Annotated in this window: 26 protein-coding genes and 1 pseudogene; 20 read left to right on the forward strand and 7 right to left on the reverse strand. The window is 66.4% G+C overall.

Annotation, left to right across the window (positions count from 1 at the left end; translation table 11 throughout):
* The 7 genes from ACFSX5_RS14435 (at nucleotide 1) to ACFSX5_RS14465 (ending at nucleotide 4,230) form a co-directional block, all read left to right on the forward strand.
* On the forward strand, nucleotides 1–1,551 hold the full coding sequence (locus ACFSX5_RS14435; RefSeq protein ID WP_386834370.1) for a proton-conducting transporter transmembrane domain-containing protein: 1,551 nt from the start codon (nucleotides 1–3) through the stop codon (nucleotides 1,549–1,551).
* Nucleotides 1,548–2,027, forward strand: coding sequence for a Na+/H+ antiporter subunit E (locus tag ACFSX5_RS14440; RefSeq protein WP_386834371.1), 480 nt, complete (start codon nucleotides 1,548–1,550; stop codon nucleotides 2,025–2,027). The genes ACFSX5_RS14435 and ACFSX5_RS14440 overlap by 4 nt, the downstream gene beginning before the upstream one ends.
* On the forward strand, nucleotides 2,024–2,323 hold the full coding sequence (locus ACFSX5_RS14445; protein WP_386834373.1) for a cation:proton antiporter: 300 nt from the start codon (nucleotides 2,024–2,026) through the stop codon (nucleotides 2,321–2,323). Before ACFSX5_RS14440 ends, ACFSX5_RS14445 begins: the two co-directional genes overlap by 4 nt.
* Nucleotides 2,320–2,658 (forward strand): monovalent cation/H(+) antiporter subunit G, encoded by a 339-nt coding sequence (gene mnhG / locus ACFSX5_RS14450; RefSeq protein WP_386834375.1) that lies wholly within the window; start codon nucleotides 2,320–2,322, stop codon nucleotides 2,656–2,658. Before ACFSX5_RS14445 ends, mnhG begins: the two co-directional genes overlap by 4 nt.
* Before the next feature lie 138 nt (nucleotides 2,659–2,796).
* Nucleotides 2,797–3,219, forward strand: coding sequence for a MucR family transcriptional regulator (locus ACFSX5_RS14455; protein ID WP_386834376.1), 423 nt, complete (start codon nucleotides 2,797–2,799; stop codon nucleotides 3,217–3,219).
* 164 nt (nucleotides 3,220–3,383) lie between these two features.
* Nucleotides 3,384–3,749, forward strand: coding sequence for a helix-turn-helix domain-containing protein (locus tag ACFSX5_RS14460; RefSeq protein WP_386834377.1), 366 nt, complete (start codon nucleotides 3,384–3,386; stop codon nucleotides 3,747–3,749).
* On the forward strand, nucleotides 3,739–4,230 hold the full coding sequence (locus ACFSX5_RS14465) for a DUF6456 domain-containing protein (RefSeq protein WP_386834379.1): 492 nt from the start codon (nucleotides 3,739–3,741) through the stop codon (nucleotides 4,228–4,230). The genes ACFSX5_RS14460 and ACFSX5_RS14465 overlap by 11 nt, the downstream gene beginning before the upstream one ends.
* Here ACFSX5_RS14465 and ACFSX5_RS14470 read toward each other — a convergent pair.
* Both ACFSX5_RS14470 and ACFSX5_RS14475 read right to left on the reverse strand, forming a co-directional pair.
* Nucleotides 4,227–4,655 (reverse strand): SufE family protein, encoded by a 429-nt coding sequence (locus ACFSX5_RS14470; protein ID WP_386834380.1) that lies wholly within the window; start codon nucleotides 4,653–4,655, stop codon nucleotides 4,227–4,229. The two genes, ACFSX5_RS14465 and ACFSX5_RS14470, sit on opposite strands and share 4 nt — an antisense overlap.
* Nucleotides 4,656–4,820: 165 nt before the next feature.
* Nucleotides 4,821–5,114, reverse strand: coding sequence for a hypothetical protein (locus ACFSX5_RS14475; RefSeq protein ID WP_386834381.1), 294 nt, complete (start codon nucleotides 5,112–5,114; stop codon nucleotides 4,821–4,823).
* Nucleotides 5,115–5,398: 284 nt separating this feature from the next.
* Here ACFSX5_RS14475 and ACFSX5_RS14480 point away from each other — a divergent pair, with 284 nt between their 5' ends.
* From ACFSX5_RS14480 to ACFSX5_RS14490, 3 genes are read left to right on the forward strand one after another with little or no spacing between them, the layout of a single operon-like run.
* Nucleotides 5,399–7,213: a PAS domain-containing sensor histidine kinase gene (locus ACFSX5_RS14480; RefSeq protein ID WP_386834382.1), complete on the forward strand. Its 1,815-nt coding sequence runs from the start codon at nucleotides 5,399–5,401 to the stop codon at nucleotides 7,211–7,213.
* Nucleotides 7,210–8,418: a peptidoglycan-binding domain-containing protein gene (locus tag ACFSX5_RS14485; protein WP_386834383.1), complete on the forward strand. Its 1,209-nt coding sequence runs from the start codon at nucleotides 7,210–7,212 to the stop codon at nucleotides 8,416–8,418. Before ACFSX5_RS14480 ends, ACFSX5_RS14485 begins: the two co-directional genes overlap by 4 nt.
* Nucleotide 8,419: 1 nt before the next feature.
* Nucleotides 8,420–8,770 carry a DUF1491 family protein gene (locus tag ACFSX5_RS14490; protein WP_386834384.1) on the forward strand — a complete coding sequence of 117 codons (351 nt, stop codon included), beginning with the start codon at nucleotides 8,420–8,422 and terminating at the stop codon, nucleotides 8,768–8,770.
* Between the two features lie 9 nt (nucleotides 8,771–8,779).
* On the opposite strand, the gene ACFSX5_RS14495 is transcribed toward ACFSX5_RS14490, so the two are convergent.
* Nucleotides 8,780–9,928, reverse strand: coding sequence for a DUF2336 domain-containing protein (locus ACFSX5_RS14495; RefSeq protein ID WP_386834386.1), 1,149 nt, complete (start codon nucleotides 9,926–9,928; stop codon nucleotides 8,780–8,782).
* A 195-nt stretch (nucleotides 9,929–10,123) separates the two neighbouring features.
* Between ACFSX5_RS14495 and ACFSX5_RS14500 the strand changes: the two genes are divergently transcribed.
* From ACFSX5_RS14500 to chrA, 3 genes are read left to right on the forward strand one after another with little or no spacing between them, the layout of a single operon-like run.
* Complete coding sequence (locus tag ACFSX5_RS14500) at nucleotides 10,124–10,297, forward strand: hypothetical protein (RefSeq protein WP_386834387.1); 174 nt, start codon at nucleotides 10,124–10,126, stop codon at nucleotides 10,295–10,297.
* Between the two features lie 13 nt (nucleotides 10,298–10,310).
* The gene (locus tag ACFSX5_RS14505; RefSeq protein WP_386834388.1) at nucleotides 10,311–11,114 is read left to right on the forward strand and encodes a hypothetical protein; all 804 of its coding nucleotides are present in this window, start codon (nucleotides 10,311–10,313) and stop codon (nucleotides 11,112–11,114) included.
* 19 nt (nucleotides 11,115–11,133) lie between these two features.
* Nucleotides 11,134–12,345 (forward strand): chromate efflux transporter, encoded by a 1,212-nt coding sequence (gene chrA, locus ACFSX5_RS14510; protein ID WP_386834390.1) that lies wholly within the window; start codon nucleotides 11,134–11,136, stop codon nucleotides 12,343–12,345.
* On the opposite strand, the gene ACFSX5_RS14515 is transcribed toward chrA, so the two are convergent.
* The 3 genes from ACFSX5_RS14515 to ACFSX5_RS14525 all read right to left on the reverse strand — a co-directional run bounded on the left by ACFSX5_RS14515 (nucleotide 12,342) and on the right by ACFSX5_RS14525 (nucleotide 15,790).
* The gene (locus ACFSX5_RS14515) at nucleotides 12,342–12,887 is read right to left on the reverse strand and encodes a DUF1254 domain-containing protein (protein ID WP_386834391.1); all 546 of its coding nucleotides are present in this window, start codon (nucleotides 12,885–12,887) and stop codon (nucleotides 12,342–12,344) included. The two genes, chrA and ACFSX5_RS14515, sit on opposite strands and share 4 nt — an antisense overlap.
* On the reverse strand, nucleotides 12,884–13,456 hold the full coding sequence (locus ACFSX5_RS14520; protein ID WP_386834393.1) for a DUF1214 domain-containing protein: 573 nt from the start codon (nucleotides 13,454–13,456) through the stop codon (nucleotides 12,884–12,886). The genes ACFSX5_RS14515 and ACFSX5_RS14520 overlap by 4 nt, the downstream gene beginning before the upstream one ends.
* 147 nt (nucleotides 13,457–13,603) lie before the next feature.
* Nucleotides 13,604–15,790, reverse strand: coding sequence for a transglycosylase domain-containing protein (locus tag ACFSX5_RS14525; RefSeq protein WP_386834394.1), 2,187 nt, complete (start codon nucleotides 15,788–15,790; stop codon nucleotides 13,604–13,606).
* Nucleotides 15,791–15,888: 98 nt separating this feature from the next.
* On the opposite strand from ACFSX5_RS14525, the gene ACFSX5_RS14530 reads away from it, so the two are divergent.
* The 5 genes and pseudogenes from ACFSX5_RS14530 to ACFSX5_RS14550 all read left to right on the forward strand — a co-directional run bounded on the left by ACFSX5_RS14530 (nucleotide 15,889) and on the right by ACFSX5_RS14550 (nucleotide 19,388).
* A complete protein-coding gene (locus ACFSX5_RS14530; protein ID WP_386834395.1) occupies nucleotides 15,889–16,344 on the forward strand; it encodes a YcgN family cysteine cluster protein in 456 nt (151 codons plus the stop codon).
* 87 nt (nucleotides 16,345–16,431) lie between these two features.
* Nucleotides 16,432–17,031 (forward strand): diguanylate cyclase domain-containing protein, encoded by a 600-nt coding sequence (locus ACFSX5_RS14535; RefSeq protein ID WP_386834397.1) that lies wholly within the window; start codon nucleotides 16,432–16,434, stop codon nucleotides 17,029–17,031.
* 107 nt (nucleotides 17,032–17,138) lie between these two features.
* The gene (locus ACFSX5_RS14540; protein WP_386834399.1) at nucleotides 17,139–17,525 is read left to right on the forward strand and encodes a DUF2147 domain-containing protein; all 387 of its coding nucleotides are present in this window, start codon (nucleotides 17,139–17,141) and stop codon (nucleotides 17,523–17,525) included.
* Between the two features lie 183 nt (nucleotides 17,526–17,708).
* The gene (locus tag ACFSX5_RS14545; RefSeq protein WP_386834400.1) at nucleotides 17,709–18,143 is read left to right on the forward strand and encodes a hypothetical protein; all 435 of its coding nucleotides are present in this window, start codon (nucleotides 17,709–17,711) and stop codon (nucleotides 18,141–18,143) included.
* Nucleotides 18,144–18,168: 25 nt separating this feature from the next.
* A pseudogene (locus tag ACFSX5_RS14550) lies at nucleotides 18,169–19,388 on the forward strand (DNA-packaging protein).
* Between the two features lie 467 nt (nucleotides 19,389–19,855).
* Here the strand turns inward: ACFSX5_RS14550 and ACFSX5_RS14555 are convergent.
* On the reverse strand, nucleotides 19,856–20,026 hold the full coding sequence (locus ACFSX5_RS14555) for a hypothetical protein (RefSeq protein ID WP_386834402.1): 171 nt from the start codon (nucleotides 20,024–20,026) through the stop codon (nucleotides 19,856–19,858).
* A 94-nt stretch (nucleotides 20,027–20,120) separates the two neighbouring features.
* Here ACFSX5_RS14555 and ACFSX5_RS14560 point away from each other — a divergent pair, with 94 nt between their 5' ends.
* Nucleotides 20,121–20,351: a hypothetical protein gene (locus tag ACFSX5_RS14560; protein ID WP_386834404.1), complete on the forward strand. Its 231-nt coding sequence runs from the start codon at nucleotides 20,121–20,123 to the stop codon at nucleotides 20,349–20,351.
* On the forward strand, nucleotides 20,348–20,470 hold the full coding sequence (locus ACFSX5_RS14565; protein WP_386834405.1) for a hypothetical protein: 123 nt from the start codon (nucleotides 20,348–20,350) through the stop codon (nucleotides 20,468–20,470). Before ACFSX5_RS14560 ends, ACFSX5_RS14565 begins: the two co-directional genes overlap by 4 nt.
* The last annotated feature ends 46 nt before the right edge of the window (nucleotides 20,471–20,516 follow it).

The following is a 20,516-nucleotide window of genomic DNA, read 5'->3' on the forward strand; positions in this document are numbered from 1 at the left end:
ATGGCCGGAACCGTTTCCCAGCCGATGATCGATTTCGTGACGTCGCCCGCCGACTGGGTGATCGTGCTGCCGCTGGTGCTGAACCTGCTCGGGGCGGCACTGGCGCTGATGCTGGCCAACCGGCAGCGCTGGACCTTCGTGCTCAGCGTCGCGGTGGTGCTGGCGGTGATCACCTGCGAGGTCGCGCTTCTGGCTCGCATTGCCGAAGTGGGGCCGGTCAGCATGACCATGGGCAAGTGGTTGCCGCCGTTTGGCATCAGCTTCGCCGCCGATGCCTTCGGGGCAGGCTTTGCCCTCGCGGCGGCCGTGGTGACGCTGCTGGTGCTGGTCTATGCCGAGAACGAGCGTGACGGCGATGCATCCAAGGGGTTCCATCCGCTGACGCTGTTGCTGCTGGCGGGCGTCACCGGCTCGTTCCTGACCGGCGACCTGTTCAACCTCTACGTCTGGTTCGAGGTGATGCTGATCTCCTCGTTCGGGTTGATCGTGATCGGCGGCAAGCCGGTCCAGCTCGACGGTGCGGTGAAGTACGGCTTCCTCAACTTCCTCGCAACGGCGTTCTTCCTCCTCTCGCTGGGGCTGCTCTACGGACTGCTCGGCACGCTGAACATGGCGGACATCCGGCAGGCTGCGCCCGAGGCGAACCCGGCAGCAATGACCGCGGTGGCCGGGCTGCTGTTGCTGGCGTTCGGCATGAAGGCAGCGGCGTTTCCCGTCAACGCCTGGCTCCCCGCGTCCTACCACACGCCGCCGGCGGCAATTTCGGCGCTGTTTGCGGGCCTGCTGACCAAGGTCGGCGTGTTCGTGCTGCTGCGGGTGATGATCGTCTTGCTGCCGGCGAGCCGGGACGTGCTGGAACCGGTGCTCGCCGTGGTGGCGGCGGCAACGCTGGTGATCGCGCCGCTCGGGGCTATTGCCGAGACCAATCTGCGCCGGGCCATCGGCTTCGTCGTCATCGGCGGTATCGGCGTGGTGCTCGTCGGGCTGGTGGTGCCTACCGAACAGGGCGTCGGCGGGGCCGGCTTCTACGTGTTCCATGCCATCCTGACCATGACCGCGCTCTATCTCGTCGCCGGCCTGATCGAACGGGCCACCGGCACCACCGACACGCGCCGGATGGGCGGGCTCTATGCTGCCGATGCACCGCTTTCCATCCTGTTCTTCGTGCTGGTGCTGGCCGCAGCCGGGGTGCCGCCCTTCCTCGGCTTCTGGCCGAAGCTGATGTTGCTGCAGGCCAGCATCGGCGCGGGAGACTGGGCAGGCTTTGCCATGACGGCGGCTCTGCTGGTCAATGCGGTGCTGACTCTGATCGCCGGCGCCCGCCTCTGGGCTTTCATGTTCTGGCGGTCGCCACCGGACCTGGTGCCGCAATCGGCCGAGAAGCGCGCTGGTACCGGGCGCGTGGCGGCCAGCGGCATCCTGGTGGCGGTGGTGGTGGCCGCGGGTCTATGGCCCAATCCGGTGGTCGAGGCGGTGCGTATCGGCGCCGCTGATTTCCTCGATCCGTCACGCTATGTCACCGCGGTGGGCCTTGCCGGGGGTGCGCCATGAACCTTGCGCTGCTGATCCTGCTGCTGGCGCTGCTGTGGGCGGGCATGACGGGCGCCTTTTCGGGCGCGAACCTGCTGCTCGGGGTGGTTTTCGCCATGATTGCAGTGGCGCTCTTGCGGCTGCAGTTGACCCGCCCGCTGGAGTTCCGGCGGTTCGGGCGCATCCTCGCCCTGCTGGTGCTGTTCGTGCGAGAGCTGATGATCAGCGCCGTGAAGGTCGCAATGGTGGTGATGTCACCGCGCCTCGACGAGGTGGTCCGGCCGGCGATCGTGGCTTTTCCGCTGACCGTGAAATCGGATGCCGAGATCACGCTGCTGGCCAATCTCATCACGCTGACGCCAGGTACCCTGAGTGTCGACGTCAGCAAGAACCGCAAGCTGCTCTATATCCACGTGCTGAGCCTCGATAGCCGCGAGGCGCTGATTGCCGATATCGCGGGTGGATTCGAGCGGCGTATCCTTGAGGTGTTCGCATGACGGCCGCACTTGCGCTCGACTGGGCGACGTTGATCGCCCTGGTCCTGCTGGGGCTGGCGCTGCTGGTCTCGCTGGTGCGCATCGTCATCGGCCCCACGCTGTCGGACCGGGTGCTCGCGCTGGACCTGATGACGGTGATTGCCATGGGCTTTGTGGGCGCCATAGCCGTGAGAACCGGGCTGACGCTCTATCTCGACATCGCCATAGCTCTGGCGCTGCTCGGTTTCCTCGCTACCCTGGCCTTTGCTCGATACATCCTCAGCCGCGGCCGCATGACGCAGGAGGACCGCCAATGATTGCAGACCTGGTGATCTATACTGGTTGTGTACTGCTGCTGCTTGGTGCGGCGTTCTCGCTTCTGGCAGCAGTGGGTGTGGTGCGCCTGCCGGATCTGCTGACCCGCATGCATGCCGCATCGAAGGCCGGGGCTGTGGGCGGCGGCCTGATCCTCCTGGCGGTGGCGCTGGTGAGTTTCGATGGCGCCGTGGCTCTGCGCGCGGTTATCGGTGTGATCTTCGTGCTGTTGACCACGCCGATCTCGGCCCATCTGCTGGCACGCGTAGCCTACAACTCCGGGCGGCAGCCAACTACGACGATGGTAGTAGACGAATTAAGTTCAAAACGCCGATAAGTTCTGAACCGGAACACTTAAATCGTTACATGTAAATAAGGCCGATATGGGTTGCTTTGACCAGTTATCGGCACTACGTATATCCACGTCGCGGAAGCCCTTACCGTCGACTCAATAACAATCAAGAAAGGTTGAGCAATGAACGAAACCGCCGTTTCGTCGAATGGTCACGACACCGAACTTGTCGAACTGTGCACGGAAATCGTCGCGGCTTATGTCAGTCACAACTCGGTGAATCCCGCCGACCTGCCGCGGTTGATCGCGGACGTCCACGGTGCCCTGCGTGGACTGAAGGCCGGTGAAGTCCCTGCCCCCGTGGAAGAATTGAAGCCCGCCGTGCCGGTCCGCAAGTCGGTGGCTCCGGACTACATCATCTGCCTCGAGGACGGAAAGAAGTTCAAGTCGCTCAAGCGGCACCTGCGTACGCACTACAACCTCTCGCCGGAAGAATACCGCGAGAAGTGGGGCCTGCCCGCCGACTATCCGATGGTTGCCCCGAACTACTCGGCCACGCGCAGCAAGCTGGCCAAGGACAACGGGCTCGGCCGCAAGGCCGCCTGAAGCCCGCTTCGGCACTCCGCCTGATCAATCCTGACTCTTCAATCGGCCGCCCTTCGGGGCGGCCGATTGCGTTGTGAAATCAAAGCTGGAGAGGAACTTATCCCCCGCTCGCCTTGCCGGGTGCAGAGTATAGGAATATAGTCCTATATCTGCAGGGGCAGGAGATGAATGCCGACTCTTATCACCGATCCGTGCCGCGGACCATTCGCGGCACTGCGCAGGCCGACAGCGGTGGCTGCGCCGCGGTCATTCGCCTGGTCGCGCAGGAAAAACGGGTGTCGCACCGCATGCTCACTCACCCGGCACGCTGCCGCGCCGGCACGGCGCGGGCGCGGCAACTGGCGATGTATCTGTCGCATGTGGTGCTCGGACGAACCCTCAAGGAGGTGGGGGAGGCGTTCGGGCGCGACAGGACCACCGTCTCGCATGCGTGCGCGTTGATCGAGGACATGCGTGATGACCCGGCCTTCGATGCCGAACTGGAGCGGCTGGAGCAGTTGCTGCTGACGGAGACCGGCCATGAGCGCTGAGCATCACGATCCGGTGCTGGCGCGCCTGGCGGCGGGCGCAGATCCTTTTCTTGGTCCGCATCATCTTGAGGCAGCCCGCCGGTTCGAGGCGCTGGCCCGGCGGGCCGCCATGGGGCAGCGGGTGACGATGTCCTACGATCCCGCGCGCGTGGGCGGCCGGGGCGCGGGCGGTGGCGCGCCGAGCGACCTGCCGGATGGTGCCATGGCTGGCCGGCGGAGCCTGCGGCGGCTCGCCGAGGCCATGCCCCGCGACTGCTGGGGCGTGCTGCTGGATGTGCTGGTGTTCGGCAAGGGATTCGGCGAGATCGAGACGGAACGGCAGTGGCCGCGGCGTGCGGCCAAGCTGGTGTTGCGCATCGGACTCGACCAACTGGCGGCGCAATACGGCCTTGAGGCTGCCGGAGAGGGGCGCGAGCGGGCTCTGGTGAGCGGCTGGCTCGGCGAACGCCTGCCGCTGACCGTACCGGAGACGCAGGACTAGCCGCTTGCGGCCCTGGCCTCGCTGCGGATCCGGTTCACCATGGCGACAAGGCCGTTGGAGCGCTGCATCCCCAGATGCTCGCTGAGGCCGACCTTCCTGAACCACTCGACCGCATCGGTGTCCGCAATCTCGGACGCCGGCCGCCCCGAATAAAGGGCGATGAGGACCGCCACCAGGCCCTTGGTGATGATGGCATCGGACTGGCCGCGGAAGGTCATCACCGGCTGGCCGCCCAATTGGTCGCGGCTGGACACCAGCCACACATTGGACACGCAGCCCTTGACCCGGTTCTGGTCGGTTTTTTCGGCGTCGGGCATCGGCGGCAGGGCCTGTCCGAGCTCGATGACGTAGTTCAGCCGCTCCTCCCAGTCGTCGAGAAAGGAGAGGTTGTCGGCGATTTCCTGAAATGCAGCGGGCTGGCTCATTCCAACTATCTAGGCGAGCCGGGGGCGCATTGCCAACACCGCGGGAAAAGAAAGGCCGCAGACACGATGTGCCTGCGGCAAGGGCCAGGAACTGCGGGAAGTGCGTCCGAGGTCGAGACGCCGTTCCTGGGTAGAAAGCCGAACCACCCGGGGCGGGTGTTCCGGCTAACTCGCGCGATCCGGTCGTGGCCTGGGATAAGGCACCGGAACGTTGGCCGGATCGGCATGCATGGCCGTGCCGGCCGGCGGGAGAGGGGGCAGCACCGCGGCGATGGCAGCCTTGCCACCGAAACACTGGAGGGAATCGCACTCGATCTGCTGAACCTGAGTGGCAACGATTCGGCTACCGGCGGTCACGGCCTGCGCGGACAGTGCGCCGGCATCGGGCAGTTGCACGTCGGGGCGGATCACCAGATAGGCGGCGGTAAGCCAGAAGGCTGAGCGCAGGATCATCATCATCGCGCTGCGTCTCCTCGAAATCACGTGGACCAGAAATGGCCGTGATCCCGACGCTAGCGGCGCCCGCTTAAACGACGCTGGCAGGTTTATCTAAAATTTGAAGCAAATGCGGGCTTTGCGATCTGCGACGCCGGCAAGGGGTTGTTTACGGTAAGCGCAAAAGAGCGGCGCCGAGCGACCGTCGCGGACCGGATTTAAGCGGGCCTTCAGGTCTTCCGCGCAGGGTGGCCGCAACAAAGACCCGGCACGCAGCCGGGCGGGCGTCTTGAGTGTGAGTAGAGCGTATGCGCAGCCTGTTTACCATGGGCATTGGCGACAAGTGGACCGAGGCCGTCACCGGCATCGGCCATCGCTCCGAAGTTCTGCGCCGCAAGACCCTCGCCAACAATGCCCGGATGCTGGTGGCGTTCGCCGCCATCTGTCTGCCGTTCGCCATCGCTGCCGCCATGATGGGCACCGGCCTGCCCTTTGCCGCCGCCGTGGTGGTGCTGGCCACCGGCATGGTGGCGATGTCGTTCCACAATCGCCGCGACTATGAACACGCCGCCGCCGCCGAGGTGTATGGTCTGATGCTGTGCGGGGTGGTGATGACCTTCGCCGATCCGCGCCTGGGCGATGCCGGCATGGCGGTGATGCTGATGGGGCCAGTCCTCGCCTCGCTGGCGGGCTCGGCGCAACTGCGCCGTCAGAGCTGGCGGGCGATTCTGGTGGGCTTTGCTGCTGCGGCCCTCGCGGCGGTGCCGGGAATGCCCACCCCGCTGATGCCGCAGAGCGTGCTGTTCGGGCTGAACCTCACCGGCTTCGTCGTGGCCGTCGCGGTGGTCGCCCATACCGCCAACCGGATCGGGTCGGCCTACGAGGTCTACGACAAGGCGCAGGTCACTGCCTACCGGCACCTGATCGAGCATGTCGAGGATGCCGTGATCCGCTTCTCGAGTGATGGCGAGGTGTTGATGGCCTCGCGCAGCTCCGAGCGGCTGTTCGGCTGCCCGCGCTACCAGCTCGACGGCGCGGCGCTGGGCGAACGGCTGCATGTGCTGGACCGGCCCACCTATCTGACCGCGTTTGCAGACGCCAATCTCGATGGGCGGCCGCGCCGCATCGAGGTGCGGATGCGCCAGGACGACCCGCATGCCGCTGGCGCCGTGCCGCGCTTCATCTGGGTCGAAATCAACCTGTCGCCTGTCGCCGACCCCGAGGCGCCGGGTCTCCGGCGCGAGGTGATCGCGGTGATGCGCGATGTCACCGAGCGCAAGGATGCCGAAGCCGCCATGGCGGCGGCGCGCCGGGAAGCCGAGGCTGCATCGGACGCGAAATCGCGGTTTCTTGCCACCATCGGGCACGAACTGCGCACGCCGCTCAACGCGGTGGTCGGCTTTTCGGAGATGATGACCAGCGGCATCGGCGGTGAACTGTCCGAGACGCACCGGGAGTATGCCGGGCTGATCCACCAGAGCGGCAAGCACCTGCTCGAGGTGGTGCGGATGCTGCTCGATATGTCGCGGATCGAGGCGGGCAAGTTCGAACTGCACACCGAAGCGTTCCAGATGGACGAGATCGTCGAGCCCTGCTTCGGCATGGTCGAGGCCGCGGCGCGCGAGCGTTCGGTCCGGCTGGTGGCCGACATTGCGCCCGACCTGCCGCTGCTGAACGGCGACGAGCGCGCCTGCCGGCAGATCCTGCTCAACCTTCTGTCCAACGCGGTGAAATTCAGCCACGAAGGTGGGCGCGTCACGGTGTCGCTCAAGCGGCAGGGGCAGTCGCTGAACCTGTCGGTCACCGACACCGGCATCGGCATGGCGCCGGAATCGCTCAAGCGAATCGGCGAGCCGTTCTTTCAGGCCGACAGCGGCCTCAACCGCAAGCATGAGGGTACCGGGCTGGGGCTCTCCATCGTCAAGGGCCTGGCCGAGCTGCATGGTGGTACCTTGCGGGCGCTGTCCGAGATCGGGGCGGGGACAACCGTGACCGTGTTGCTGCCCATAAACGGTCCGGCAATAAAGACCGAGGACACTGCCGTGGTGACTCCCTTTCGCCGGGAGACGGTTCCTTCCGGTCATCAATGGCAAGACGAAAACGAAAAAAGACAAGCGCAATGACGGCTTCGACGCTTTCCCGCCTGCCCCTCGCGGCAGGCAGCGCCGTTGCGGCTTCCCTTGGCCGCGCCGGCCTGTGGACCTGGTCGCAATACATGCGGGCGCCCCTGGCCTCCACTGCCTTGCTCGGGCTGGTGGGGCTGACCGCGCTTGCCTCCAGCAACGCTCTGTATTGGCAGACGGCGCGCCATCCCTCACCGTTCTTCCAGCCGCAAACCAGCGTGGCGCTGACCCAGGAGGTCGCGCCGGTGCCGCTGGCGGCACCGGAGCGTCCGGTCGCAGCGGTTGAGCCGGTCCAGCCGGTAGCGATGCCGGCATTGGAAGCTGCCCCGCAGACCACCGGCAGCGTACCGGCACCCGTTGCGCCTGCAATTCCCGATCAGCCGGTGGGCAATGCCGACGCATTCGCGGTGCAGAAGAAGCTTGCCGAACTCGGCTTGTTCGAAGGCAAGGTCGACGGGTTCTATGGTCCCATGACCGCCCGCGCGATCCGCACCTTCGAAGAACGGAACGGCCTGGAGCCGACCGGAGCGCTGACGCCCGACATCATCGACGCGATCAAGCGCGCCGACTCGGCGGGGCGGGTGCCGACAGCGCAGCCAGTGTCACAGCCGCAGGCGCAGGTGACGCAGCCGGCTCCCGCGCCGCAACCCGCACCGGTCGTGCAGCCGGCGCCCGTGCAGCAGGCGGCGGTTGCCCCGCAGCCGGCTCCGGTGCAGCAGGACCGCGTGGTCCAGCGCCTGCCGAGCCTGTCGCCGGTTGATGCCGCGGTGGATACGGTGGGCAGTGCCGCTGCCCAGACCATCGATACCATCGTTGCCGCAGTGGCCGGTGCGCCGACTCCGGCGGCGGCAGTGACGCCGGTCCCCGCGGTTCCGGTGGGTAACGTCGCCGCCGCGCAACCGGCGGCGCAGCCCGCTGCCCAGCCACAGCCGCAGCAGCAAGTGGCGCTTGCAACCAGCGCCGCTCCGGCCGCAGCGCCGAAGCCGCCGGCTGCCGTGGCTCCCGCCAACGACACTCACCTGGTGAGCGAGATTCAGCGTGGCCTTGCCAGCCTCGGCTTCTACCGTGGCTCCATCGATGGGCATCCGGGTGAGGCGACTGCCCGGGCGATCCGCGAGTTCGAGAACTTCCACCGCTATCGGGTGACCGGCGAGATCAAGCCCGACCTGATCGAGCTGCTGCGCCAGGCCGGCGCCCCGGTCTGACATGGCCGCGGGCGGGGTACGGACCGACCTGTGGTGCGCCGCCTTCGTGCGGCGCCACAATGATCTCGGCAATATGTGCGTCGTGGCCCGGCGCGGGGACCCCATCGCCGGCCAGGTGTTCATCGAGATCGACCACCTCGATGGGACGGCCTCGCTGTTCACGCCTGCCCCGACGATCAGCCGCGGCGACTCGGTGGACATGATCTTTCAGCGCCGGTTCAGCCATGTGGAGCCGGGTTTGGTGCGCGACCGTATCGCCCGTGAAGCCGATTTCGATCCCGATCTGTGGGTCTTGAGCCTCGACCTGCGGGGGGACGATCCCGGTATCGAGTTGGCCCGGGATCCCCTGTAGTTCGGCTGTTTAGCTGGCGCGCCGGACGCCGATGCGGGCGAGTGCCTCGATCGCCTGATCGACGACGGGGTTGTGAGCCGGGGCGAGCGTGCGCGCTGGGCGGCGAACGGGCTGCTCGCTGAAGGGCTTGTGCTGGGGTTTGGCCAGTTCGAGCAGGTTCACTTCGCCGCGCCAGGCACTCATCAAATAGGCCATCGCGTCCGGCGAAACATTGCCGAACAGAGTCGCGAAATCTGCGAGTGCCTTGGAGCGCTCGCTGTCGTGACTGGTGGCGTGGATGAGCACCTTGAGCCCGTCATAGGCCGAACAGCCGAAGGCCCGCAGGATCACGAACAACGATGCGCCGGTCACGTCGTGGGCGATCTGACCGCAGCGGACCTCGTCGAGGCCGGTGATCTGGCTCAGCAGCCGGGTGACTTCGGGCCGCCGGTTCTCGGAGAACAGCTTCATCAGCGCCTTGGTCAGCTCGGCATTGGCGACGGTGAGCTGTTCGATGGTCTTCTTGATCGGTGCGGCCGGAGTCTCGCGGTTGGCGAAGGCCTGGATGACCTTGATCCGGTGATCGTCCGACAGATCGAAGAAGGCTGGGGCGAGCAGGGCGGTGTCGAAATCGTCGCGCCTGGCCAGCGCTTCGGCCACGAGGTGGTCCATCTGCGCGGAGCGGGCGAGGGCGCTGAGATAGGCACCCCGCGGCGCGATGGCAGTGTTGGCGGCCAGCGCGCGATAGACCTTGCGCGAATTCATCTGGAAGAGCTTGGCGAGCACCACATTGCTGAGGTCGGGCCGGGCGGCGATCAGGGCCGCGGAGGAAACCTCGTAGCGGGCGATGATGTCGATCAGGGTGGTCTCAGACAGCTCACGGGCGCCGGACAGGAAGGTATTGAGGTCTTCCCCGATATTGTCGACGACCAGTCGCTCGAGGGCAGGCGAGAGCACTTCGGCGCGGCCGAGGATGGCAGCGCCTTTTGCCCGGGCATTGGCGGAGGCGATGGGGAACAGTCGACCGGCCAGAGCCTCGAACTGTTCCATTTCGGGAGCGGTCGGCTTGCCCCGCCGCGCATAAGCGTCACAGGCGGCGATCAGCAGAGTATTCGTCCGATCAACGCCACCGGTTTCGATGAGCAACTGGAACGTCTCGTAAGGCTGAAAACCAAGCATTCTGCGGCAACCGTGACTTCGGAATCGCATCCCATCGATGCGTTGCTGCACTGTTGTCTGCAATTCGTTAGCGGACTGTTAACCTTGACGATCTCTTAATGGCGACAACGGGCGTGGGGGCGTCGCGCGCCGGTGACATTGCCTTTCAACCCGCGGCCCTGGTGGGACAGGGAGCGAGCCTAGATGGAGGACAGCTTGGGAAAGCTCGTCACATTCCTGCAGCGGCCCAGAACCGCTCCCGTCGAGGAGAGACCGGCGGGTGCCGCCAAGATCCTGATTTTCACCGGGGTGCGTTATGAACGCGGGACGCCGCCGCAGCCGCCGACCACGAATGCCGATCCGTCCCGCGGCAAGCGCAAGCGCGTCTAGTCGCGCCTTGCCATTGCGCCTTGGTGTCATCGCCCTGCTGACCCTCAACCTGGCCGCCTGCACGGCGCGGCCGGTGGGTGATTTCGGTCGCGCCGCGCCGAGTTGGACCCACGACGTTGCCATGCCGGCGAACGGCCGGGTGCGTGCCGCCGAGCGGGGCGAACCGGTGTCGCGCTTCAACCAGACCGACCAGGAACGGCTGATGCATGATCGCGTCTGGCGCTTTCTGGTCGCCGCGCGCGCCAAGGACTGGGTGTACGACTCGCAAGCCGAACTGCAGCGCACCCGCATCGCTGCGCCCGGTCGCGACCTGCAGTTCAGGACGGACCGCTATTATGCGTGGCTGACGCGGACGCCCTACAATTCGTCCCCGACACGCTATTCCACCGTCGGCCGACATATTGTTGCCGATCTCGACACCTTGCCCGCGACCTTTGCCGCGATCTGCGCGGTGCAGGAGATCGACCGGCAGCGTGCCGTTGCGCTGAGCGGGTTGGGCAATCTGGCCCCGGACGCGGCCGCCAATGTTGCCGCGCGCAAATACGAGAACGACGCCTTTATCGCGTGGTTCGTGCGGGCGCTGACCTACCGGTACGACAGCTACGACCACGCGCTGGACAATCTCTTGGTGGAAACGCCGCACGAGCAGTCTATCGCCGTGGACGACGCGCTCCGGCGGTTGCGGGTGGATGTGGTCCGCGCCCAGCGTGGCGAGTTCTGCGTGCAGGGTGGCGGGCACCGCCCCGGCATAGGCGGTGTCGTGATACCGTCACGCTATCAGCATAGCGGCGACACCGAAGTGGTGCTGCCCAAGTAGCAGCCGCAGGGGAACCGCGATGCGTGAGGACGGCCGCACCGGCACAAAGGGCAGCGCCGGTGAGGTGTTCTGGGCCTTCCTGAAGCTGGGGCTGACCTCCTTCGGTGGCCCCATTGCTCATCTCGGCTACTTTCGCGATGAACTGGTGACGCGTCGCCGCTGGCTCGACGATCAGGCCTATGCCGATCTCGTGGCGCTGTGCCAGTTCCTGCCAGGCCCGGCGTCCAGCCAGACCGGGTTCGCGTTGGGTCTGATGCGCGCTGGCGCCCTGGGCGGGCTCGCGGCATGGGCGGCATTTACCCTGCCATCGGCCCTGTTGATGGTGCTGTTCGCGGCCGGAGCGGCAAGCCTGGACGGGCCGGCCGCCACGGGAGCGTTGCACGGTCTGAAGCTGGTGGCGGTGGCCGTGGTGGCGCAGGCGGTGTGGGGCATGGCGCGGACCCTGACCCCGGACCGCCCAAGGGTAGCAATTGGCCTGCTGGCGCTGTTCGCCGTGGTGGTGTTGCCCACCTGGGCAGGGCAGGTGGGCGCGATTGGAGCCGGTGGGCTGTTGGGTTTGTGGTTGTGCCGCGGAGTGGTTGGAACCTCTGGGGCGGCGATGCCGGTGCGGATCGGGCGGCGCCTCGGCGCTATCGCTTTCGCTGCGTGTATCGGGCTCTTGCTCGGCTTGCCGCTTTCGGCGGCGGCGAGCGGCAGTCATGCTGTGGCCCTGGCCGACAGCTTCTACCGGGCCGGCGCACTGGTGTTCGGGGGCGGCCATGTGGTGCTGCCGCTACTGGAAGCGGAGACGGTGGCGCGCGGCTGGCTGAGTGCCGACACTTTCCTTGCCGGCTATGGCGCGGCACAGGCGGTGCCGGGGCCATTATTCACCTTTGGCGCCTATCTGGGCGCGGTGAGCGGGTTCGAGCCGAACGGTGTGGTCGGGGCGGCGATCGCGCTGGTTGCCGTGTTCCTGCCGGGATTGCTGCTGGTGCTCGCCGCGCTGCCGTTCTGGGCGACGCTGCGCTCGCAGCCGATGGCTCGGGCGGGGATGGCCGGAGCCAATGCTGCCGTCGTCGGCGTGCTTGGCGCGGCTCTTTACGACCCGGTTTGGACCAGCGCGGTGATGTCCCCGCTGGATGCGGCGCTTGCCGCCAGCGGATTTGTGGCCCTTACGGTGTTTCGTGCGGCTCCGGGCGTGGTGGTGGTGGCGCTTGCCGCCATCGGAGCGCTGCTTGGCGCTTTGGCCTAGGTCTCGTTCTCGCAGCGTACATTCGCCAGCGCTTGCTCGAAGCGACTGCGGACGGCCTCGTATGGCGGCGCCAGGCGCAGCACGGCGTACAGGTCATCGGAGGCGGATTCGACCACGAGCACGCCCTCGGCAACGTCGAGCTGCTGCTGGGCCAGTTGGCGGGTCTGGGCGGCGTTGAAGATGCCGAGGTCGAGCGTGCGGCCGATGCCGTCGCGGTTGGTGGTCGAATAGGTGACGATGCCGGCCTGATTGATCAACGCCACGGACCAGAAGGCGTCGGGCAGCAGGCCGCGCAGATAGGCCGGGCCAGCGCGCAGGTCGATGCGGCAGACGCCATAGCTCAGTTCCGGATCGAGCCCGAGCGGATTGGGCTGACCTGCCTCTATGGGCGAAAGGATGGCGATGCCACGCGAGGTGTCGATGGTTTCGAGCCGCGTCCACAAGGTTTCCTCGGCGAGGCTCGGCAGGGTGAGGATGACCACGATGTGGATGATGCCGCCGAGGACGAACCCAGCGATCAGCCAGAGCAGCACGCGGATCATCGGCAGCGCTCCGTGGTGATCTCCGGCATGTCGGCCGGGCTGGAGAAACCGGCGAAGGCGGGCATGTCGTAGAGGGTCAGTACCAGCTGGAAGGGCCCCTCGCCAGTGATCTCCAGCCAGTTGAGCGGCATCAGCGTGGTGCCGACGGTGACGGCGATGGCGCCATCGCCGCTGCGGGCGAGGCGATTGGAGCGCAAGGCCGCGTCGGCATCGAGCGCCGCGACGTTGATGCCGTCGGCATCGACGGCCGCCAGGGTCCAGAAGCTCGCGACGGGCGTGCGGCCGGAGATGCGGTAGGTGCAGGCGCGGGTCAGTGGCTCACCGGCGCTGTCGGTGGTGGCGGTGAACTGCAGCCCCTCGGACTGGCCGAGGGGGAGGGCGGCGGCCCTGGCAATATGAGCGCGCGTATAGGGGTTGGGCGAGTTCGAGCCGACATCTGTCCAGGCAACCCAGGGTCCCACCTGTGTGGCGCCGAACAGGCGGCCCTCGTTCAGCGCCACCCAGCTCAGCCCGAAGCCGACACCGAGGGCAACCACGCACATCATGACGAGGTAGAGCACGTAGCGCACGGGTCAGCGTCTCGCGGAGGGGAACGGCATCAGGCGAAGCGACCTGCGGGGAACGACATGAAGCCTATAGCAAGCTCACGGGGCCGGGGGGAAGGCAGCCGGCCGAATTGATGCGGTGCTGCACACTGTTGCGAGGAGGACGGCAGGTCAGGTGCCGCCACTCGACCATGCGCCGACACTGGCCGTGTCGCTGATGGGCGTTGCGGCCTTGAGGGTCTGGTCGAACAGCTCGGACAGGCTGACCAGCTTCTCCGCTGCTTCCGGGGTCAGGCTCGGCGGGCGCTGCGCCAGTTCCAGTTCCTCGACGGTGGGGTCCGTTTCGGCGACAATCGGAGCCGGCGGGGTGAAGTCGACGCCGAAGACGGGCAGGACGTCCACATTGGTGTGGGCATAGGCCATGAACTTCTGCCAGGCGATGGCGGGCAAGGTGCCGCCGGTCAGGTCGTTGGTGGGGTGATAGTCGTCATTCCCGAACCAGACGGCGGCGACGTAGTTGCCGGTGAAGCCGCAGAACCAGGCATCGCGGTAGGACGAGGTGGTGCCCGATTTTCCCACCGCGGGAACCCCGGGCACGCCGGCCCGACGACCGGTGCCGCCGGTGATGACGCCACGCAGCATCGAGTTCATGTAGGCGACGGTCTGCTCGCTGAGGACGCGCTCGCGTTCGGCATCGGGGTCCATCTCGTAGAGCACCTCGCCGCTGAGGGTGCTCATGCGGGTGATGCCATAGGCGGGCGTCTTCAGGCCGCGATTGGCGAGCACGGCATAGGAGGAGGTCATGTCGAGCACCGACACCGAAGCCACGCCGAGCGCCAGCGAGCGCGTGACCGGATAGTCGGCGGTGAGGCCCATGCGATGGCTGAGCGCCGCGATGCTGTCGCGGCCAGTCTTGATCGAGAGAGTCACCGGCACGGTGTTCAGCGACTGCGCAAAGGCGCTGGCGAGCGTCACATTGCCCTTGTAGTTACGGCCATAGTTCTGCGGGCACCAGCCGGCGATACAAACGGGCTGGTCGGTGATGGTGTCGGAAGGGGTCAGGCCGAGCTGCTCCAGCGCCTCGGCATAGACGAAGATCTTGTAGGCCGAGCCGGGCTGGCGGGTGGAGACGATGGCGCGGTTGAACTGGGACTTGCCGTAGTCCATGCCGCCGACCATGGCGCGGATGGCGCCCTGGGTGTCGGTGACCACCATGGCAGCCTGCTCGACATCATACTGCTCGCCGGACTCGCGGACGGTCGAGATCACCGCCTCTTCGGCATATTTCTGCAGGGTGGTGTCGATGGTGGTGCGGACGATGAAGTTGTTGCCGGGGAAGCCGTTCTCAGCGATCAGCTCCTTCGCCTGCTCGAAGGCCCAGTCGAGGAAGTAGTTGGGCGAGTTGGCGTCTTCGGCACGGTCGATCGGGGTCGCCGGGTGACGGCGGGCGGCGGTGACCTGGCCTTCGGTCAGGAAGCCCGAGGCCACCATGTTGGAGAGGACGAGGTTGGCGCGGCCGCGGGCCGCGGCGAGGTCGACATGCGGGGCATAGCGGGTGGGGGCCTTGAACAGGCCCGACAGCATTGCGGCCTCGGCGAGATTGATGTCCTGCACCTTCTTGCCGAAGTAGTACTCGGCCGCCGCCACCACGCCGAAATTGCCGCCGCCCATATAGGCGCGGTCGAAATAGAGCTTGAGGATGTCGTCTTTCGAGTAGTGCCACTCGAGCCAGACGGCGAGGAAGGCCTCGATGATCTTGCGCTCGAGCGTGCGCTCGGAGCTGAGGAAGAGGTTCTTGGCCAGCTGCTGGGTGATCGAGGAGCCGCCCTGCATGCCGGAATCGCCCTGGGCGTTGCTGGCGAGGGCGCGCAGCGTGCCGACGATGTCGATACCGAAATGCTCGTAGAAACGCCGGTCCTCGGTGGCGAGGGTGGCCTTGATCAGGTAGTCCGGCATGTCCTCGAGGGCGACGGAGTCGTCGGAGCGGATGCCGCGGCGGCCGATTTCGGCGCCGAAGCGGTCGATGAAAATGATGGAATAGTCCTCGGCCTTGTTGATGTGGCCGGAGGCGGTGAGGTCGAAGGCGGGCATAGCCAAAGCGACCATCAGCACGCAGCCGATAGCGAGAAAGCTGAAGCCGTCGGAGAGGATTTCCACGAAGAACCGGCGGATACCGGCGACGTGGAACTTGCTCATAAAGTCCTGAAAACGCGTGTATCCTCGGCCCAGGGCATGCCAGAATTCGTAGAGGGACGAGTCGAGCCAGGCGTCGGCGGCCAGCATGCCGGACGCGCGCTTGCGCTTTTCCCTGGTATAGAACGGATCCTGCACCGGCTGCCCTCGATATCGGTCACGCAATGGTGTCCCCGCGCGACCCGACCCGCAACACAATCGCTGGAATATGATTGCGTTCCGTTACCGGCAAGAGCAAACCGGCAACAACAAACCGGAAGACCATGGCTTTTTGGGAAGAAAAGACGCTCGAACAGATGACGCCGGCGGAGTGGGAGGCGCTCTGCGACGGCTGCGGGCGCTGCTGCCTGATCAAGCTCGAGGACGAGGACACCGGTGAACTGATCACCTCGGACGTGCGCTGCCAACTGCTCGACGGCGACACCTGCGCCTGCACCGACTATCCGCGCCGGCAGGCCAAGGTGCCGGACTGCATCAAGCTGACGCTCGAGAATGTGCGCGAGATCCCCTGGATTCCGACCACCTGTGCCTATCGCCGGATGGCGGAAGGCAAGGGCCTCGCCTGGTGGCACCCGCTGGTTTCGGGCGATCCGCAGACCGTGGTGGATGTCGGCGTGTCGGTAAAGGGGCGCACCTTCGCCGAGAACGAGGTCGACCCGGAACGCTGGGAAGAGCACGCGGTCGACTGGCCCGAATACGAGCCGCCCGAGCATGTGTGATCGGCCGGTTTACGGCGCGTTAACCCTGATGTGGCCTGATTTCAGGCGTGCGGGGGGAGCACTTGCCAGCCCAGGACAGGCAGCGGAATGACCAACGCCACGAGCAACACACTTAGCAAAGACGGCTTCTGGACCCGCGTGCGCCTGGCGCTGCGTGGTCGCACGGCCGCACCGGTGGCCCCCCTGCCACACAGCGGCGGTTTCGAGGCTGCACTCAGCCGCGGCTGGTACAGGGCGGCGAAGGCGAGCGCGCCCTTGACGCTGATGCTGATCGAGATCGACGAACTTGCCGACTATTTCACCGCCTATGGCGCCGAGGCGGCGGACGCGTGCTTTGCCGAGGTGCAGGAGACGCTGGCGACGGTGCTGCCGCGTACCGACGACGCCTGCGTGGCGGTAAGCCCCGGCCGGTTCGGCGTGGTGCTGCCGGAACTGCCGCCGCACGTGGCGCAGCCGGTGGCAGCGGCGATGGCGCAAGCAGTGCGTCGGCTCGGGCGTCCGCACAAGGCCAGCCATGCCGGTACGGTGACCGTGAGCATGGGACTGGCTGTCGTGATGCCGGAAGGCACTCTGGATGGGCGGCTGGTGGATTCGGCGCAGCAAGCACTGCGGCGGGCGCAGCGGCGCGGCATCGGCCGGCTCGAAGTGGTGGACCTCAGGCCGCGGCAGGAACGGCAGGCCGCCTAGCTGAACCGAAGATGAACAGCGGATTCGCCGCGAGTTCAGGCTGACCAGGGCAGAAGCGGGATCAACACGGACGCCTCGCGGCGCCTACCCCAGATCCCGAGGACACCATGACCCTGACCAAGATCTTCGCCGGCTGTGCGCTGGCCCTTTCTCTCGCCCTTCCTGCCGTTGCCCAGGACCCCACCCCTGTTGGCACCTGGCAGACCGTTTCCGGTGAGTCGCGCTTTTCGGTGAGCTATTGCGGCGACGGCGAACAGCTCTGCGCCAAGCTGACCTGGCTGCGCGAGGATGCGCGGACCCCCGAGAATGTCGCCCTGCTCAACACCTTGGTGGTCAAGGGCGCTCAGCCCACCGCCGAGAACAAGTGGCGCGGTACGGTGACCTATGACGGCCACACCGTCTCCGGCTCGGTGACGCTGAAGGCCCCGGACCGGCTGCAGGTGACGGGTTGCCAGTTCATTGCCTGCAAGAAGCTCGAATTCGTGCGCGTCTAGGGCTTTCCGCCCGGTCGCAATCAAGGTCCTGCCGGTTCCGGCGGGGCCTTTTGCATGCGGACTTATCCCGCTTATCCCGCTTGTGCCGCTTATCCCTGCGTGACGGTGATGTGGTAGGGTTCAGGCATGGTCGACAAATCGGGTCGACGGCGCCGATGGCGCAGAAATCAACAGGACATCGCCGTGGACGACACCACTCCCGCAACAGCAGGGCGCCAGCCCGACTGGGCGACGATCCGGGACGAATACGAGAACCGGCTGTTCCACCCGGCAACCATCTGCAAGCGGCACGGCGTCAGCGAGAACCAGTTGCGCTACCGGCGGCAGAAGGAAGGCTGGTTCAACAGCCGGGCCCGGGCGCCGACCACGGCCGAACTGGTCACCCGCATGATGAAGGTGCTCGAACGGCAGGTCTGGCAACTGGAAAAGAGCATGGATGAACCCGTCGACAAACAGGTGAATGCCCTGGCCGTGAGCGTGAAGTCGCTCGACAAGCTGATCGAGTTCGGCGCCGCCAAGCCGAACGTGGCCCCGGCCTCGCTCACGGACATGGCGGAAATGCGAGCCAAGCTGGTGGAGCGTGAGCGACAATTCAACGCCCGATTCGAACCGCGCTGATGACGAGGGGCTCAGCCCGGAGCAGATCAGCGCCCTGACCGACGAAGAGGTGGAGCGCCGCCTCTATGACTGGAGCCACTACGCCTACCCCAAGCAGAGGCCACCGGCGGGCGACTGGACCACCTGGCTGCTGCTGGGTGGACGCGGATCGGGAAAAACCCGCGCCGGCGCCGAATGGGTGCGCCAACTGGCGAAAGCCAGGGTCTCACCCATTGCCTTGGTGGGGGAGACGATCACCGAGGCCATCGACATCATGGTGCGCGGCGAAAGCGGCATCCTGAATGTTCATCCGGACGTGGAGCGGCCGCGGCTCAAAGGACATTTTCTGCACTGGCCGAATGGCGTCGAGGCGATGATCCTGCCGGCGTCCGACCCCGAACGGTTTCGTGGCCCGCAATTTGCCGCGGCCTGGTGCGACGAGGTGGGCAAGTGGCCGAATGCCGAGGAGGCATGGGACCAACTGCAGTTCGGACTGCGCGTGGGCATGCGGCCGCGCCAGTTGGCGACGACCACGCCGCGGCCGACGAAACTGCTGAAGCGTCTGCTCGGCGAGGCGCACACGGTGGTGACGCACATGCGCACCGACGAGAACCACGCGCATCTGTCGCCGCGCTTTCTCGATGCAGTGGTCGCCCGCTATGCGGGCTCGGTGCTGGGCCGGCAGGAGCTCGAGGGCGAACTGATCGAGGATTTGCCGGGTGCCCTGTGGCAGCGCTCCATGTTCCGCGCTGGAGTGGCTGAAGGCTGCGGCCGCATCGTGGTGGCGGTGGATCCGCCGGTGACCGGCACCGACCGCTCGGACGCCTGCGGCATCGTCGTTGCCGGCGGGCAGGGCGAGGGTGCGGTGGTGCTGGAGGATGCAACGCTGAAGCCGGCGCCGCCCCTGGCTGGGCGCGGCGGGCAGTGGCGGCGTTCCGGGCGCATGATGCCGACTGCATCATTGCCGAGGTGAACCAGGGTGGCGACCTCGTCCAGCAGGTGATCGCCCAGGTGGACCCGACGGTGCCGGTGCGCGGCGTGCGCGCCAATCGCGGCAAGTGGCTGCGGGCGGAGCCGGTGGCGGCACTCTATGGCCGCGGGCTGGTGCGCCATTTGGGAGGGCTGACGGCTTTGGAGGATGAACTCTGCGCCTTTGGGCCGGACGGGCGGGCCGATGGGCATTCCCCGGACCGGGTGGATGCGCTGGTGTGGGCGGTGACGGAGTTGATTTTGAACGAGGTGCGGCCGCGGGTGCGGCGGCTGTAAGGGCTGCGGTACCCCCACCCTTACCCTCCCCGCAAGGGGGAGGGTGGAGGAGAGATCGGGTCCGGCAACCGGCAGCGAGCGGGTGAAGAGAACAAGCATCCAGGGCGATGAGGCTCCCTTCGGGGGGTGACGGGTGGCCGATTACCAAATCGGTGCAGGTCGCGCTTGCGGTACCCCCACCTTACCTCCCCCTGAAGGGGGAGGGGGAGGAGAGATCGGGGTAATGCGGCGTCATTCCCGCGCAGGCGGGAATCCATTCTTTTTGCTGAGCTCCGGGGAAGAATGGATCCCCGCCTTCGCGGGGATGACGTGGTGCGGGGGCGACGTGGTGTCAGGTGGGGATGACGTGGTGTCAGGTGGGGATGACGTGGTGTTAGGCGGGGATGACCTGGTGTCACGTGGGGATGACGTGGTGTCAGGCAACGAGGCCGAACGGGCGGCGCCCTTTCGGGAAGAGTGGCAAGAGCTCAGTCGCCCTTGTCGCCCTGGTTGCGTGGTTTCTTGCTGCTGGCGTGCTTGCGAACGTCCTGGCTGAGGGAGCGCGAGACGTCGTCGCTTTCCGTGAAGCGGCCGTTCTCGTCGCGGCGGACATAGCGTTTGTCGCCCTTGTGAGGTTCGATCAGTTCGCGCTGGCTCATGGCCTGTGCCTCCGGCTTATGTTGGCAGGGAAACGGAGCAGATTCACTCTTCGTTCCCGGTGTGCTAAGGAGGGCGGACCCGGATGGACCGGATATGAGCCTGATCGAGAACGAACGGACCAAACTGCTGGCCAATGCGCTCGACAGGGCGTCGACGGCCTGCCTCACCGTGGGACTGCTCGCGCCGGTTGCGGCAGTGTTCTATGGCGCCGGGGGAACGGCGCTGGAGACCTGGACGTTTGCCCTAGGCGGTGGGATTTGGCTTTTCGCCGCAGTCGCACTACATTTGGTAGCGCGAAGGGTCCTTGGAGGACTGCGATCATGAGTTTCATCGAGGTCTTTGCCTTTATCGTTATGCCGGCGGCCGTGGTGGCCGTGGGTTGGGCGGGAGCATGGCTGCACCTGCGTGACCTGAGGCGGCACCGCCAGCATCCGGCGGAATAGCCGACCCGAATATCGTCGAGTTTTCGAGCCCCGAGCGCCATGCGCC

It is taken from the genome of Devosia albogilva (genome assembly GCF_042685625.1).
GTDB lineage: Bacteria > Pseudomonadota > Alphaproteobacteria > Rhizobiales > Devosiaceae > Devosia > Devosia albogilva.

Bases quoted from the DNA above. Each gene is read 5' to 3' on its own strand.
- ACFSX5_RS14565 (WP_386834405.1), top strand. From the start codon at position 20,348: ATGAGTTTCATCGAGGTCTTTGCCTTTATCGTTATGCCGGCGGCCGTG.
- ACFSX5_RS14455 (WP_386834376.1), top strand. From the start codon at position 2,797: ATGAACGAAACCGCCGTTTCGTCGAATGGTCACGACACCGAACTTGTC.
- ACFSX5_RS14475 (WP_386834381.1), bottom strand. From the start codon at position 5,114: ATGATGATGATCCTGCGCTCAGCCTTCTGGCTTACCGCCGCCTATCTG.
- ACFSX5_RS14440 (WP_386834371.1), top strand. From the start codon at position 1,548: ATGAACCTTGCGCTGCTGATCCTGCTGCTGGCGCTGCTGTGGGCGGGC.
- ACFSX5_RS14480 (WP_386834382.1), top strand. From the start codon at position 5,399: ATGCGCAGCCTGTTTACCATGGGCATTGGCGACAAGTGGACCGAGGCC.
- ACFSX5_RS14495 (WP_386834386.1), bottom strand. From the start codon at position 9,928: ATGCTTGGTTTTCAGCCTTACGAGACGTTCCAGTTGCTCATCGAAACC.
- ACFSX5_RS14465 (WP_386834379.1), top strand. From the start codon at position 3,739: ATGAGCGCTGAGCATCACGATCCGGTGCTGGCGCGCCTGGCGGCGGGC.
- ACFSX5_RS14490 (WP_386834384.1), top strand. From the start codon at position 8,420: ATGGCCGCGGGCGGGGTACGGACCGACCTGTGGTGCGCCGCCTTCGTG.
- ACFSX5_RS14435 (WP_386834370.1), top strand. From the start codon at position 1: ATGGCCGGAACCGTTTCCCAGCCGATGATCGATTTCGTGACGTCGCCC.
- ACFSX5_RS14470 (WP_386834380.1), bottom strand. From the start codon at position 4,655: ATGAGCCAGCCCGCTGCATTTCAGGAAATCGCCGACAACCTCTCCTTT.
- ACFSX5_RS14555 (WP_386834402.1), bottom strand. From the start codon at position 20,026: ATGAGCCAGCGCGAACTGATCGAACCTCACAAGGGCGACAAACGCTAT.
- ACFSX5_RS14560 (WP_386834404.1), top strand. From the start codon at position 20,121: ATGAGCCTGATCGAGAACGAACGGACCAAACTGCTGGCCAATGCGCTC.
- mnhG (WP_386834375.1), top strand. From the start codon at position 2,320: ATGATTGCAGACCTGGTGATCTATACTGGTTGTGTACTGCTGCTGCTT.
- ACFSX5_RS14445 (WP_386834373.1), top strand. From the start codon at position 2,024: ATGACGGCCGCACTTGCGCTCGACTGGGCGACGTTGATCGCCCTGGTC.
- ACFSX5_RS14540 (WP_386834399.1), top strand. From the start codon at position 17,139: ATGACCCTGACCAAGATCTTCGCCGGCTGTGCGCTGGCCCTTTCTCTC.
- chrA (WP_386834390.1), top strand. From the start codon at position 11,134: ATGCGTGAGGACGGCCGCACCGGCACAAAGGGCAGCGCCGGTGAGGTG.
- ACFSX5_RS14535 (WP_386834397.1), top strand. From the start codon at position 16,432: ATGACCAACGCCACGAGCAACACACTTAGCAAAGACGGCTTCTGGACC.
- ACFSX5_RS14485 (WP_386834383.1), top strand. From the start codon at position 7,210: ATGACGGCTTCGACGCTTTCCCGCCTGCCCCTCGCGGCAGGCAGCGCC.
- ACFSX5_RS14530 (WP_386834395.1), top strand. From the start codon at position 15,889: ATGGCTTTTTGGGAAGAAAAGACGCTCGAACAGATGACGCCGGCGGAG.
- ACFSX5_RS14515 (WP_386834391.1), bottom strand. From the start codon at position 12,887: ATGATCCGCGTGCTGCTCTGGCTGATCGCTGGGTTCGTCCTCGGCGGC.
- ACFSX5_RS14460 (WP_386834377.1), top strand. From the start codon at position 3,384: ATGAATGCCGACTCTTATCACCGATCCGTGCCGCGGACCATTCGCGGC.